We start from the raw sequence: 13,836 nt of genomic DNA, 5'->3' as shown, positions 1-13,836 counted from the left end.
GACGCATCGGGCCGGTAGGTCCGGCCCGATGCGTCAACGGTCCGAACCCGCCCGGCCGCCCCGTCACAGGTCCGGGGCGACGAGCGCCTCGTAGGCGTCGAGTTCGGCGAGGAAGTCCTCCTTGACCTCCTCGGGAGCCCAGGAGATCTCGATGGCGTTGCGCTGCAGCTGGATGAGCTCGTCCGGGGCGAGGTCGGCGCCGCGGGTCAGGTGGACGAGGTTCTCGGTGACGTAGCCGCCGAAGTAGGCCGGGTCGTCGGAGCTGACCGTCACCTTCACCCCGCGGCGCAGCAGGTCCGCGATCACCCCGGCGCGGCTGTCGTCGGTGACGAAGGAGTTCGAGATCGGGCAGCAGGTCAGGCCGGTGCCGCGTTCGGTGAGCAGCGCGAGCAACCGCGGGTCCTCGACGACGTTCGTGCCGTGGTCGATCCGGTCCACGCCGATGTCCTCCAGCGCCTGCCGGATGTGCTCGGTGGTGTTCTCCTGGTCGATGTCGCAGTGGGCGGTGAGCTTGAACCCCGCCTCGCGCGCCCGGGCGAACAGGTGCGCGAACTTCGCCGGCGGGTTGCCGCGTTCGTCGGAGTCCAGGCCGACGCCGACGATCTGCCCGCGGAACCCGAGGGCCTGCTCCAGGACGGCCTCGGCGCTCTCGACCGGCAGGTCGCGGACGAAGCACATGATCAGGCCCGCGCTCAGACCCAGTTCGCGCCGGGCGTCGAGGACGGCGTCGTGGTAGCCGAGGACGACGTCCTCGAAGGCCACCCCGCGGGCCACGTGCACCTGCGGGTCGAAGAACACCTCGGCGTGCCGCACGTTCTGCGAGGCGGCCTTGCGGAAGTAGGCCATCGCCAGGTCGCGGAAGTCGGCGCGGGTCACCAGGACGTCCATCGCCGGGTAGTAGACGGCCAGGAACGAGGCGAGGGAGTCGAAGACGTACGTCGCCCGCACCTCCTCGACGGTCCGCTGCCCGATGTCGACGCCGTTGCGGCGGGCGAGCTCGAGCTTGAGGTCGGGCTCGAGGGTGCCCTCGAGGTGCAGGTGCAGTTCCACCTTGGGCAGGGCTGCGGTGAAGGCGGTGAGGTCCATGGCGACATCCTGCCGGTAGTTGAATCACGACGGACTTCCGGAACCGTGGTCTGTCGACGCTGAGTAGGGCAACATGCCTCTTCGTGAGCGTCGTCTCGACCGGCCAGCGACGGTTGCTGTCCGCCGCCGCGATCACCTGGGGCGCCTACCTCGCGACGGACGCGGTGGCCCTGGTCCTGGGGCGGCGGGTCGTGGTGCAGTACGCCGACCTGGTCCTCGGCACGGCCGTCGAGGTGCTCGTCGTCGTGCTGCTGTGGGTGCGGGCGGCCGGCCCCACCCGCGAGCGCCGGGCGTGGCGGTTGTTCGCCCTGGCCTGGTCGTTCTACTGCGCCTCCGAGGTCGGCTACGACCTCGCCGAGGTCCTCACGCGGGCCCCGGTGTCGGCCGGCAGCGGCCTGGAGGCGGGGTACCTCGCCTGCTACGTCGTGCTGTTCCGCGCCGTCGGCAAACTCCTGTGGCCGCAACGGGCCGGTGGTGGGGTGGGGCACCTCACCGAGAGCCTGGGGCTGGTCCTGTTCCTCGGCGCGCTCGTGCAGCAGTTCCTCGTCCGCCCGTTGGCCGTCTCCTCGGGCCTGCCGCTGACCGGGGTCAGCTTCTGGGTGCTCATCGCGGCAGCGGACGTGCTCATCGCGGTGTGCGCGGGGTTCGTCGCCTTCGGCGCGCGGGGCGACCCGCGGTGGTGGTACCTCGCCGGCGGCATGGTGGTCGTCTCCGCCGGGCACGTCGTGTACTGCGTGGTGTTCCTGCGGCAGAGCACGGCGGCCGGCAGCGGGCTGGACCTGCTCTACACCGGCGGGTTGCTGCTGGTGGCCGTGGCCGCCACGGAACCCGCCCGGCCGGTCCCGCTGCGGCCGCTGACCCGGCGTTCGATCATGGCCGCGCCCGCGCTGGTCCTGCCGGGCTGCGTGGTGCTGCTGTCGACCGGCTCGCGGTCGCCGTTGGGACCCGAGGTCGTGCTCGCCTGCCTGGGGGCGACGGCCGCGGCGCTGGTGCGCTGGGCCAGCGCGCAGCGCGAACTGCTGGACCTGGCCCAGTACCGGCACGAGGCGCTCACCGACGAACTCACCGGGGTTCCCAACCGGCGCGCGCTGATGCTGGAGATCGACCGCCGCATCTCCCGTCGCCGGCCGTTCTCCCTGGCCGTCATCGACCTCGACCGGTTCAAGGCCGTCAACGACGGGCTCGGGCACGCTGCCGGGGACGAACTCCTGCGGCAGGTCGTCCGTCGGCTCGGGACCGGCCTGCCGGGTGGTTCGGTGCTGGCCCGCCTGGGGGGTGACGAGTTCGCCGTCGTGGTGCCGGGGGAGGACCAGGCGGTGGCCCGCGACGGGGTCGAGCGGGGGCACCGGTCGATGACGGGTTCCTACGACCTGGGCGGGAACCGGGTCCACGTCGGCGCGAGCTTCGGGATCGCGGCCTACCCGCGCAACGCGCGGAACTCGGCGGACCTGCTGCGGCTGGCGGACGGGGCGATGTACGCGGCCAAGGCCGAGGGCGGGACGGTGCGGGTCGTCACCGGCACCACCGCCGAGCACGCCGCCGATTCGGACCGGGCCGCGGGGGACCTGCTGCGGGTGGCGCAGCTGCGCACGGCGCTGGGGCTGGACGAGTCCGCCTCGGCCGACGACCGCGGAGCCGCCGGCCGGCTCGTCCTGCACTACCAGCCGCAGGTCGACCTGCACGACGGCCGCGTCGTGGGGGTCGAGGCGCTGGTGCGCTGGTCGCACCCGCGGTGGGGGCTGCTGGGCCCGGAGGCGTTCCTGCCGCTGGCCGAGCGGTACGCCCTGGTGCACCGGCTGACGAGCCGGGTGCTGGACGCCGCGCTGCACGACGCGGCCGGGTGGGCCGCGGACGGCCACGACCTGCGGGTGGCGGTGAACCTGTCGGCCAGCAGCCTGCGCGACGAGGACCTGCCCGGGCAGGTGGCGCAGGCGCTGCTGCGGCACGGCCGGCCGGCCGGCCGGCTGCAGCTGGAGGTCACCGAGTCCCTGGCGCTGGCCGACCAGCTCGGCGCGGGGGAGGTGCTGCCGCAGCTGTCGGGTCTGGGGGTGTCGCTGTCGGTCGACGACTTCGGGACCGGCTACTCCTCGCTGGCCTACCTGCAGCGGGAGGTCTTCGACGAGGTCAAGCTCGACCGCTCGTTCGTGGAGGGCATCGGCCGCGAGGCCCGCTCCGGTGCGATCGCCGCCTCGACGATCTGGCTGGCGCACCAGCTTGGCCTGCGGATCGTGGCCGAGGGCATCGAGACGGAGCAGACGTGCGAGCACCTGGCCGACCTCGGCTGCGACGTGGGGCAGGGGTACCTGCACGCCCGCCCGATGCCGTCGGCCGAGCTGGGGCGGTGGCTGCGCCGGCGGGGCGGGGACGTGCCGGCCCGTCGCGCCCGGGCCCGGGAACCCCGCGTCGTGGACCTGCACCAGGTCCCCCGGCGGTACTCCCGGCAGCCCGCCGGGGGTGAGGGCTGACGGCGCCGTCCGGGCCGCCGCGTCGGGCCGGGCGGCGGGGAACTCCCGCCGTCGTGGCGTGCGGCCGGTGGCTCGCGGCCCGTCTCGCCGGGGTGCGGGCGGCGCCGTAGGGTTCGGGGCGTGAACGTTCCCACAGTTGAACTGCACGACGGCGTCCAGATCCCCCAGCTGGGTTTCGGTGTCTGGCAGGTGCCGCCGGAGCAGACCGCCGAGGTCGTGCTGCAGGCACTGCAGGCCGGCTACCGCCACATCGACACCGCAGCCGGTTACGGCAACGAGGCCGGCGTGGGTGATGCGCTGCGCGCCAGCGGTGTCCCGCGCGAGGAGGTCTTCATCACCACCAAACTCGCCAACGGCGAGCACGGCCGTGACAAGACGCTGGCCGCCTTCGACGCCTCGCTGGCCAAACTCGGCCTGGAGTACCTGGACCTGTACCTCATCCACTGGCCGCAGCAGGCCGACGACTACGTCGAGACCTGGCAGGCGTTCGAGGAGATCAAGGCCTCCGGGCGGGTCCGCACGATCGGTGTCTCGAACTTCCAGAAGACCCACCTGCGCAAGGTCCTCGACGAGACCGGAACCGTCCCGACCGTCAACCAGGTCGAGGTGCACCCCTACCTGGTGCAGGACGACCTGCGCGCCTTCAACGCCGAGCACGGCATCGCCACCGAGGCCTGGAGCCCGCTGGCCCAGCGGCTCTCCCTGGTCGAGGACCCGGTCGTCACCGGCATCGCCGGCGAACTCGGCCGCACCCCCGCCCAGGTCGTCATCCGCTGGCACCTGCAGCTGGGCAACATCGTCATCCCCAAGTCGGTGACCCCCGAGCGGATCGTGTCGAACTTCGACGTCCTCGGGTTCGAACTGTCCGGCGAGCAGGTCCAGGCGCTCAGCGCGCTGAACCGCGACGAGCGGACCGGCCCGGACCCGGACGTCTTCGGCTGAGCAGCCCGGGAAGTGCGTGACCACCGGAGTGCGTGACCACCGTGGTCGCGCACTCCGGGTCAGGGCAGGGGGAGCTCGAACCAGACGGTCTTGCCCGTCCCGGCGACCTCCGAACCCCAGCGGTGGGCGAGGGTGTCGACGAGCGCGACGCCCCGCCCGCCGGTGGCGGTCGGCGGGACGTGCCGGACCTGCGGGAGCCCGGCCCCGCCGTCGCTGACCGACACCCGGACGCTGCCGGTGGTGCGGCGCACCCGCACCTCGATCGGCTCCCCGCCGTGCCGGACGGCGTTGGTCACCAGCTCGGTGGTCAGCAGCTCCAAGGTCTGCCGGGACTGGCTCGACAAGGTCACCGCCGCGAACTGCTCGCGCAGCCACGAACGGGTGCGCCGAGCAGCCGACGGGTCAGCCCGCAGCTCCAGACGCGCCATGCCACCTCGTTCGTCCCGGTCGAGTGTCAGGTCCAACTCTGGCACCACGTCCCCGGGCAGCAACCGGGGGGGAGGTGTCGCTGGGCCGTCCGGTGATCCGACGGCGTGCCGGACCGCCCGCACCGTGGATGATGCTCCGGTGGAGCAGCCCGCACAGGACCTCAGCCGTGGGACGCTGCTCCCGGCGCAGCCGGACCCCGATCTGGACCGCTTCGCCCGGCTGGGGACGCTCGCGCTCGGCACCCCGGTGGCCCTGGTCTCGATGGTCAGCCGCCACGGTCAGGTCTTCCCGGGTGCGGTGGGGTTGCCCGAACCGTGGCAGAGCGCGCGTGAGACGCCGCTGACGCACTCGCTGTGCCAGCACGTCGTGACCTCCGGCAAGGCCTTCGCCGTCGAGGACGCCCGGTCCGACCCGCTGACCCGGGACTCGCTGGCCATCCCCGACCTCGGGGTCGTCGCCTACGCCGGGGTGCCGCTGCGGCTGCCCGACCAGCGCACCGGGGTCGCCGACCCGTCGGCCCCCGTCGTCGGGGTGATGTGCGCCATCGACGGTGCCCCCCGGCGCTGGACGAGCGAGCAGCTGAGCGTCCTGGAGGACCTGGCCGCCGCCTGCTCGGCCGAGCTGGGGCTGCGGATGCTCGAGGAGCGCAACCGGCTGCTGCTCAACCTCGGCGACGCTCTCGTCGGAGCACGCACCGTGGCGGAGGTCAGCACGACCGTCGCGGCCGTCACCCGCTCCGAGCTCGGCGGCGCCTGGAGCGGGCTGCTGCTGCCCGACCCCGGTCACCGCCTGCTGCGCCTGGCCGGCTCCTCCGCACCGCCGCCGGGCACACCCGCCGGCTGGCAGACCCTCTCCCTCGCCGCGCCCGTCCCGGCCGCGGCCGCCGCCCGCGAGCGCCGGCCGCTGCTGTTCTCCACCGTCGAGGAACTGCAGGCGTCGTTCCCGGACGTCGAGGCCCGCGCCGCGCTGCCACGGTTCGCGGCCTCGGCCTACCTGCCGCTGCTCGTGCAGGACCGGCTGGTCGGCGTGCTGTGCCTGGTCTGGGAGTCCGAGCGGCAGACCCTCGAGGCCGAGGCCGACGTGTGGGGTGCGCTCGCACGGTTCACCGCCCAGGCCCTGGACCGGGCGATGCTGGACGCCGAGCGCCGTTCCCGGGCCGAGGTCCTGCAGCGCGCCCTGCTGCCGCGGCTGCCGCGCTCCACCGGTCGGCTGCAGGTGCGGGGACGGTACGTCCCGGCCACCCGGGAGGAGCAGATCGGCGGCGACTGGTACGACGTCGTCGTCGGTGCCTCGGGGGCCGTGACGCTCGTGCTGGGGGACGTCGCCGGTCACGACATGGCCGCCGCGGCGACGATGGCGCAGGTCAGGGGCCTGTTGCGGGCGTTCGTGTGGGACCGCGACGAGCCGCCGGCCGAGTCCGTCGCCCGCCTGGACCGGGCACTGCCGGAGCTCGGGATCGACGGGCTGGCCACGCTCGTGGTGGCGCGCGTGGAGGAGACGCCCGGCGGTTTCCGGCTGCGCTGGACCAACGCCGGTCACCCGCCGCCGGTGCTGCTGCACCCCGACGGGCGCACCGAGCTGCTGGACGGGGCCACCGACCTGCTCGTGGGCCTGCTGCCCGACTCCGCCCGGCACGAGCACGTCGCGCCGATCCCGCCGGGGGCGACCCTGGTGCTCTACACCGACGGGCTCATCGAGCACCGCGGCCGCAGCCTGGTCGGCGGGATCGAACGGGTCCGCACCTCGCTGCGCGAGCACCGCGACGCCGACCTGGACGACCTGCTCGACGGGCTGCTGGCCGAGCTGGTCGGGCCCTGGGGCGAGGACGACTGCGCGCTGCTCGCGGTGCGGTTCCCCCACCCTGAGCCGCCAGTGCCCTCGAGTTGAGCCGCCACTGGCGCCCCGGCGCGTTAACGTGCCCGCGTGCGGGGATTCCTCACCGACGTGCCGGGACTGGCGGTCGGGCACGTGACCCGTCGCGGCGACGGCTGGCTGACCGGCGTCACCGTCGTGGTCCCCCCGCCGGGGACCGTGGGCGGCGTCGACGTGCGCGGCGGTGGCCCGGGCACCCACGAGACCGACGCGCTGGACCCGCGCACCCTCGTCCCGACCGTCGACGCCGTCGTGCTGACCGGGGGATCGGCCTACGGGCTGGTCACCGCCCACGGGGTGCAGCGCTTCCTGGCCGAACGCGGCCGCGGGTTCCCCGTCGGCCCCGGCCCCGGTGAGGTCGTGCCGATCGTGCCGGCCGCGGCGGTCTTCGACCTCGGCCGCGGCGGGGTCTTCGGCAACCACCCGACCGAGCAGATGGGGTACGAGGCGGCGGCGGCCGCCCGGACCGGGCAGTTCGCGCGCGGCGTCGTCGGCGCCGGGACGGGCGCGCTGGTCGGCGGCCGGTTCAAGGGCGGGGTCGGGACCGCGTCGGCCACGGCGGGGGACTGCGTGGTGGGGGCCCTCGCGGTCGTCAACGCCGTGGGGCTGCCCGCACCGGGGCCGGTGGTGCCCGGGCCGCTGAACACCACCCTCGTGGTGGTCGCGACCGACGCCGCCCTGGACCCGGCCGAGACCTCCCGGACCGCGACGGCCGCGCACGACGGCCTGGCCCGGGCGCTGAACCCCGTCCACACCCTCGCCGACGGCGACACCGTGTTCGCCCTGGCGACGGGAGGCGCGGCGCTCGCGCAGGAGCGGCGGGCGCGGGTGGGGCAGCTCGTGGAGCTGCAGCGGGTGGCCGCCGACGTGGTGCGCGCCGCCGTGCTCGACGGGCTGGCCTGCGCCGAGACCGTCGGTGACTGGCCCCCGTACCCCCTCCGGTGATCGTCGGGGTGGGGAGGTGGGTCAGCGGGCGGTGGCGCGCAGGTCGATGGTGCGGGGGGCGGCGGTGCGGACGCGGCCCTTGCCCGACCCCTTCGCCTCGTACATGGCCTGGTCGGCCTGCTGCAGGACGCGGGCGGCGTCGGTGTGCGCGTCGGCCATCGCCAGGCCGACGCTGATGCCCACCGCGAACTCCCACCCGGCGACGGGGAACGGGTCGGCCATGGCGGCGACGATCCGTTCGGCCACGGCCGCGGCGGCCGCCTCGTCGGGCAGGTCCGGGCACACGACGGCGAACTCGTCGCCACCCAGGCGGGCCACGGTGTCGCCGGGGCGGACGGCGGCGCTCAGGCGTTCGGCGACGGCGATGAGGACGTGGTCGCCGGCGGCGTGACCGCCGGTGTCGTTGACGGGTTTGAAGTCGTCCAGGTCGCAGTACAGCAGGGCGACCTCGTCGCCGCTGCGGGCCGCGGCCGACAGCGCGTGGCGCAGCCGGTCCTCCAGCAGCGTGCGGTTGGGCAGACCCGTCAGCGGGTCGTGCAGCGCGGCCTCGCGCAGCCGGCGCTGGACGAGGCGGCGCTGGGTGACGTCGGCGACCTGCACGACCGCGCCGACCTCGCCGGGACCGTTCTCACCCGGGGTGGGCCAGGCCGCGGCCGCCAGCTCCAGCCAGACCTCCCCGTCGCCGTGCTGCAGCTCGGCGTGCCAGTGCGCCTGGCGGCCGGCGACGACCTCCTCGGCCATCTCGGCCGCGGCCGCGACGAACGTCTCGCGGTGCTCGGGGTGGACCTGCTGGGACCAGTCCGAGCCCACGGCCACCTCGACGCCCAGCATGGACTGCAGGCGGTCGTTGACGCGGGCCACGACGGCCGAGCCGTCCGGGCGCAGCCGCAGCAGCGCCACCCCGAGCAGCGCGTCGTCGAACGTGCGGCGGAAGACCTCCTCGCGCCGGCTCGCGACCACGACGGCCCGCTCGCGGGAGCGGACGACCAGCGACATCACCAGCGCGACCGTGCCCGAGGTGAACAGCAGGGCCTGCAGCACGACCGAGCCCTGGGTGCCCAGCCCGCGGTAGGGGCCGAACCCCAGGGCGGTGCCGGTGGTGGCCACGACGGCCACGAGGAGCTGGCAGGTCAGCGCCCGGCCCACGCTCAGGCGGGCGGCACCCCACAGGATCGGCACGATCACGAGGAACGACCAGGGGCCCGGGTCGTCGTTCCAGAACACCAGGGCCGACACGGTCACCGACAGCACCAGGACGAGCATCCACTCCGACAGCGCGGCCCGGACCCCGCCCTCGAGCGGCCGGTGCGGGGCGTCGGGCAGGAGCAGCAGCGGGGCCAGCAGCAGGATGCCGAGCAGCTGGCTCAGCGCGTAGGGGACCGCGGCGCCGGGGGTCGCGGTCTGGACCAGCCCGGCGGCCGCGGCGACCCCCGCCACGGTCCCGGCCGTCAGCCGCCAGCCGTCCCGGCCCCGCCGCAGGCGCAGCCCGCCCGTCCCGGAGCGCGCGGACTCCCCTCGGCCCAGCACGGAGATCAGCGCAGCGCCGACCCCGCACTGCAGCGCCTGCGCGCTCGCGAACACCGTCGTGTCGGTCCGGTCGACACCGAGCAGGTGGCAGGCGGCCACCGTTCCGACGAGCGTCCCGGCGACGCACCACCACCGCCGGGCCGGCCGGCGCACGGCCAGGGCCAGGGCCGCCCCCGCGGGCGGCCACCACACGACGCCGGCCGGGTCCTCCGACCCGGCCAGCCACGGCGCCACCGTCGACAGGACCGCCACGACGACGGCCGTGGTGACCGCGAGACGCAGCCCGCCTCCGCGCACGCGGGAGGAGGGGGCCACGACCCGGCCGGTCTCACCCGTCCGGCCCTGCGGAGCGTTCGCGATCATGACCACCCACTCGGCACGCGTCCCCGGAACCTTGAGCGGTCTCTTCGGGTGATTTCAGATCGTGACTGAAACGTCACCGAGCGCGCTGGGTGGCGAGTGTGGCGGTGAGGTGGGCGAGGGCGTCGACGGCCGCGGCGAGGGCCTCGGCGTCGGGCGGGGACAGCTGCGCGACGGCCTCGCCGAGCACCCCGGCCCACTCCCGGGCCAGGGCCTCGTGCTCGCGCACGGCCTGGGCGGTGGGGTGCAGGTGCAGGACGCGGCGGTCGGCGGGGTCGGGGACGCGGTCGACGAGCCCGCGGGCCACCAGGGAGGTCACGGCGGCGCTGACGTTGCTGGGCTTGACCGCCAGCCGGTGGGCGACGTCGGCGGCGCGCAGCCCGGGGTGGGCCAGGACCAGCCGGATGATCTCCAGCTCGGTCGGCGGCAGCGGGGACAGGGCCAGCCGGTGCTCACCGGCGCGGCGCATCTCCCAGCTCAGCGCCGGCAGGGCCCGGGCCAGGGCCCGCAGTCGTTCGTCCGACAGCCTCGTCACGGAAGTTATGGTTGCATAACAACCCGTTGCCCCGAAGGACGCCCGTGACCGCTCTGCGCACCCCGACCGTCGTCGCGCTGGCCCTGCTGACGGCCATCGCCCCTCTGGCCACCGACATGTACCTGCCCGCGCTGCCCACCATGGTCGGCGACCTCGGCTCCACCGCTTCCGGCGTCCAGCTGACGCTCACCACGTTCCTCGTCGGCCTGGCGCTGGGCCAGCTCGTCATCGGCCCGCTGTCCGACCAGTTCGGCCGCCGCCGCCTGCTGCTGGCCGGCACCGTCGTCTGCGCGCTCGCCGGCGCGGTCTGCGCGATCGCCCCGAACGAGGCCGTCCTCGTGGCCGCCCGCTTCGTCCAGGGGTTCAGCGGTGCGGCGGGGATCGTGCTGTCGCGCGCCGTCATCGCCGACCGGGCCGCCGGCGAACGGGCCGCCAGGCTGTTCAGCCTCATGATGGTGATCTCCGGGGTCGCCCCCGTCGTCGCGCCGCTGCTCGGTGGCTCGCTGCTCGGTGCGGTCGGCTGGCGCGGGATCTTCTGGATCCTGGCCGCGATCGCCGTCGTCATGGTCCTGGCCGTCGTGGCGGTCGTCCCGGAGTCGCTGCCGATCGAACGCCGCCGCCCCGGCGGGCTGGCCGCGACCTGGCGCGCGGCGCGCGAGGTGCTCGGCGACCGCGTCTACCTCGGGTACACGCTGACCTTCGCCTTCGCCTTCACCTCGATGTTCGCCTACATCTCGGCGAGCTCCTTCGTCTACCAGAACGTCCTGGGGCTGAGCACCGTGCAGTACTCGATCGCCTTCGCGGCCAACGCCTTCGGCCTCGTCGCCGCGAGCGCGGCCAGCGGTGCCCTGACCGGCCGGCTGGCCCCGCTGACGATGCTGCGCGGCGGGGTCGCGGTGCTCGTCGTGGACTGCGCGGCGCTGCTGGCCGTCGTGCTGGCCGGCGCCCCGCGCTGGGGCGTGCTGGTGCTGCTGTTCCTCGCGGTCTCCAGCCTCGGGTTCGTCCTGGGCAACGCGACGAGCCTGGCCACGGGCCGGGTCCCGCGCAACGCCGGCACCGGCTCGGCCGTCCTCGGCGCGCTGCAGTTCGGCCTGGGTGCGCTGGCCTCGCCCGTCGTGGGCCTGGCGGGGGAGTCCGACGCGCGGCCGATGGCGGTGACCATGGTCGTCGTCGCGGTCCTGTCCCTGCTCAGCCTGTGGACGCTGGCGCGGGAGCGGGTGGACGCCTCCGGTGCGCCGGGCGCGGCCGTCGAACGGGGGATGATCGGCGGGTGAGCATCCCGCACTCCTCCCACTGGGGCGCCTTCCGCGCCGAGGTCACGGCCGAAGGGGTCCAGCTCACGGCGCACCCCGACGACCCGGCCCCCTCGGCCCTGCTGGCCAACATCCCGGTGGCGGCGACGCCGACGGCGCGAGTGCTGCGCCCGCACGTGCGGCGCGGCTGGTGGCAGGACGGACCGGGCCCGGACGACCGTCGCGGTCGTGACGGGTACCTGCCCGTGGAGTGGGACGAACTGCTCGACCGCGTCGCCGCGGAGTACACGCGGGTGCTGGACGAGCACGGCCCGCAGGCGGTGTTCGCCGGTTCCTACGGCTGGGCCAGCGCGGGCCGGTTCCACCACTCCCAGAGCCAGCTGCACCGGTTCTCCCACCTCCTCGGCGGGGCCGTGCGCTCCTCGTGGACGTACAGCCACGGTGTCGGCGAGGTCCTCATGCCGCGCGTCGTCGGCAGTCAGGAACCACTGATCTCGCCCACGGCGTGGTCGAGCATCGAGGCCCACACCGACCTCGTGATCGCCTTCGGCGGGTTGCCGGCGAAGAACTCCGAGGTCGCCGGCGGCGGGATCAGCCGCCACGAGGTCGCGGGCCGGCTGCGCGGCGCCAGGGCGCGCGGGGCGCAGTTCGTGCTGGTCTCCCCGCTGCGCGACGACCTGGCCGCAGAACTCGACGCCGACTGGCTCGACGTCGTCCCCGGGACCGACGCGGCGCTGCTGCTGGCGATGTGCCACGTCCTGCTGGCCGACGGGAGCTACGACGCGGAGTTCCTCGAACGGTGCACGGCGGGATCCGCCGAGTTCCTGGCCTCGCTGCAGGACAGGACGCCAGAGTGGGCCGCGGAGATCACGGGGATCCCGGCGGCGCGCATCCGGGAACTGGCCCGCCGCGCCGTGCGGGGCCGCACCATGGTCACGGTCAGCTGGTCGGTCGCGCGGACCCGCTTCGGTGAGCAGCCGCTGTGGGCCGCGGTCGCCTTCGCCGCCATGGTCGGCCAGATCGGCCTGCCCGGTGGGGGTTTCGGCCACGGCTACGCCTCCACCGGCGGCGTCGGCAGACGGGCCGGCAGCTACCCGCTGCCGACGTTCCCCCAGTTCGCCGACCCGCTGCGGCTGCGGATCCCCGTCGCGCGCATCGCCGACGCGCTGCTGCACCCCGGTGAGCCGTACGAGGTCGACGGCCGGCACGAGACCTACCCGCACCTGCGGCTCGTGCACTGGGCCGGGGGCAACCCGTTCCACCACCACCAGGACCTGCGGCGTCTGCAGCGCGCGTTCGCCGCGGCCGAGACGGTCGTCGTCCACGAACCGTTCTGGACCTCCACCGCCCGGCACGCCGACGTCGTCTTCGCCGCCACGACGACGCTGGAACGCGAGGACATCGGCGCCGCCCGCTACGACGACCGGCTCATCGCGATGGGCCGGGTCCACGCCCCGCTGGGGCAGGCCCGCGACGACTACCAGGTGCTGTCCGGACTCGCGCACCGCCTGGGGATCGGCGAGCAGTTCACCGAGGGCCGCGGGGCCGGCGACTGGGTCGAGCACCTGTACGAGCAGTGGCGTTCGGGACCGGCCGCGCGCGCCGGCATCGACGCGCCGCCCTACGCCGAGTTCGTCGCCGCCGGGGAGTTCCGGCTGCCCGCCGAACCGTCCGAGAAGGTGCTGTTCGCGAGCTTCCGCGCCGATCCGCAGACGTTCCGGCTGCGCACCCCCAGCGGACGGATCGAACTGCACTCCGAGACGATCGCGGGCTTCGGCTACGACGACTGCCCCGGCCACCCGGTGTGGCTGGCGCCGGACGAGGTTCCCGACGAGCGGTTCCCGCTGCACCTGGTGGCCAACAACCCCGCCACCCGGTTGCACAGCCAGCTCGACCACGGCGCCACCTCCCAGGCCGGGAAGGTCGCCGGCCGGGAGCCGGTCCGCATGCACCCCGACGACGCCGCCGCCCGCGGGCTGGCCGACGGGCAGGTCGTCGTGCTGCGCAGCCGGCGGGGCAGTTGCCTGGGCGGCCTCGTCGTCTCCGACGCCGTGCGCCGCGGGGTCGTGCAGATGTCCACCGGTGCCTGGTTCGACCCCGTCGCCGGTGCCGCCGCGGGCGTCACCTGCGGGCACGGGAACGTCAACGTCCTGACCCGCGACGTCGGTTCGTCCCGGCTGGCGCAGGCCTGCACCGGCCAGCACGCGAGCGTCGAGGTGAGCGCGTTCGAGGGTGTCCCGCCGCGGGTGACGGTGTTCGACCAGCCGTAGTCCGGGCCGGGCTGCCCTGGTGGAGGACCGGGGAACCGGTCACCGCTCGCGGGCGTCGAAGGCGGCACGGGCCGGGGGTCACGGCGCCGCCCGGGGGTGCCGTGGCCCCCGGCCCCTCCGGGTCGTCCCGGTCGTCGGGTCGCCCGGGTCCC

10 protein-coding genes are annotated in these 13,836 nt (G+C 75.0%); 6 read left to right on the top strand and 4 right to left on the bottom strand.

The features are described 5' to 3' along the window. Nucleotides 1-63 precede the first annotated feature (63 nt). The gene (gene add / locus ACRYR2_RS22665; protein WP_432565158.1) at nucleotides 64-1,086 is read right to left on the bottom strand and encodes an adenosine deaminase; all 1,023 of its coding nucleotides are present in this window, start codon (nucleotides 1,084-1,086) and stop codon (nucleotides 64-66) included. 83 nt (nucleotides 1,087-1,169) lie between these two features. On the opposite strand from add, the gene ACRYR2_RS22660 reads away from it, so the two are divergent. Further along, nucleotides 1,170-3,551 carry a putative bifunctional diguanylate cyclase/phosphodiesterase gene (locus tag ACRYR2_RS22660; RefSeq protein WP_432565157.1) on the top strand — a complete coding sequence of 794 codons (2,382 nt, stop codon included), beginning with the start codon at nucleotides 1,170-1,172 and terminating at the stop codon, nucleotides 3,549-3,551. A 120-nt stretch (nucleotides 3,552-3,671) separates the two neighbouring features. Further along, a complete protein-coding gene (locus tag ACRYR2_RS22655) occupies nucleotides 3,672-4,493 on the top strand; it encodes an aldo/keto reductase (protein ID WP_432565156.1) in 822 nt (273 codons plus the stop codon). Nucleotides 4,494-4,552: 59 nt separating this feature from the next. Here the strand turns inward: ACRYR2_RS22655 and ACRYR2_RS22650 are convergent, their stop codons facing one another. Beyond that, nucleotides 4,553-4,921 carry an ATP-binding protein gene (locus ACRYR2_RS22650; RefSeq protein WP_432565155.1) on the bottom strand — a complete coding sequence of 123 codons (369 nt, stop codon included), beginning with the start codon at nucleotides 4,919-4,921 and terminating at the stop codon, nucleotides 4,553-4,555. A 139-nt stretch (nucleotides 4,922-5,060) separates the two neighbouring features. On the opposite strand from ACRYR2_RS22650, the gene ACRYR2_RS22645 reads away from it, so the two are divergent. Beyond that, entirely contained in the window at nucleotides 5,061-6,809 is a 1,749-nt protein-coding gene (locus ACRYR2_RS22645; protein ID WP_432565154.1) for a GAF domain-containing SpoIIE family protein phosphatase, read from the top strand. A gap of 36 nt (nucleotides 6,810-6,845) precedes the next feature. Continuing rightward, complete coding sequence (locus ACRYR2_RS22640) at nucleotides 6,846-7,739, top strand: P1 family peptidase (RefSeq protein ID WP_432565153.1); 894 nt, start codon at nucleotides 6,846-6,848, stop codon at nucleotides 7,737-7,739. 21 nt (nucleotides 7,740-7,760) lie between these two features. Here the strand turns inward: ACRYR2_RS22640 and ACRYR2_RS22635 are convergent, their stop codons facing one another. Together ACRYR2_RS22635 and ACRYR2_RS22630 are read right to left on the bottom strand one after the other, a co-directional pair. After that, nucleotides 7,761-9,629: a diguanylate cyclase domain-containing protein gene (locus ACRYR2_RS22635; protein WP_432565152.1), complete on the bottom strand. Its 1,869-nt coding sequence runs from the start codon at nucleotides 9,627-9,629 to the stop codon at nucleotides 7,761-7,763. Between the two features lie 73 nt (nucleotides 9,630-9,702). Then, the gene (locus ACRYR2_RS22630; RefSeq protein WP_432565151.1) at nucleotides 9,703-10,161 is read right to left on the bottom strand and encodes a MarR family winged helix-turn-helix transcriptional regulator; all 459 of its coding nucleotides are present in this window, start codon (nucleotides 10,159-10,161) and stop codon (nucleotides 9,703-9,705) included. 44 nt (nucleotides 10,162-10,205) lie between these two features. On the opposite strand from ACRYR2_RS22630, the gene ACRYR2_RS22625 reads away from it, so the two are divergent. Further along, a complete protein-coding gene (locus ACRYR2_RS22625; protein ID WP_432565150.1) occupies nucleotides 10,206-11,435 on the top strand; it encodes a multidrug effflux MFS transporter in 1,230 nt (409 codons plus the stop codon). Next, entirely contained in the window at nucleotides 11,432-13,684 is a 2,253-nt protein-coding gene (locus tag ACRYR2_RS22620) for a molybdopterin-dependent oxidoreductase (protein ID WP_432565149.1), read from the top strand. Before ACRYR2_RS22625 ends, ACRYR2_RS22620 begins: the two co-directional genes overlap by 4 nt. Nucleotides 13,685-13,836 lie beyond the last annotated feature (152 nt).

The organism is Kineococcus deserti, from assembly GCF_050871945.1.
Classification (GTDB): domain Bacteria; phylum Actinomycetota; class Actinomycetes; order Actinomycetales; family Kineococcaceae; genus Kineococcus.
Note: the sequence above shows the minus strand (reverse complement) of the source record. Positions and strands in the feature narration are given on the sequence as shown.

Bases quoted from the DNA above. Each gene is read 5' to 3' on its own strand.
- add (WP_432565158.1), bottom strand. From the start codon at position 1,086: ATGGACCTCACCGCCTTCACCGCAGCCCTGCCCAAGGTGGAACTGCAC.
- ACRYR2_RS22650 (WP_432565155.1), bottom strand. From the start codon at position 4,921: ATGGCGCGTCTGGAGCTGCGGGCTGACCCGTCGGCTGCTCGGCGCACC.
- ACRYR2_RS22635 (WP_432565152.1), bottom strand. From the start codon at position 9,629: ATGATCGCGAACGCTCCGCAGGGCCGGACGGGTGAGACCGGCCGGGTC.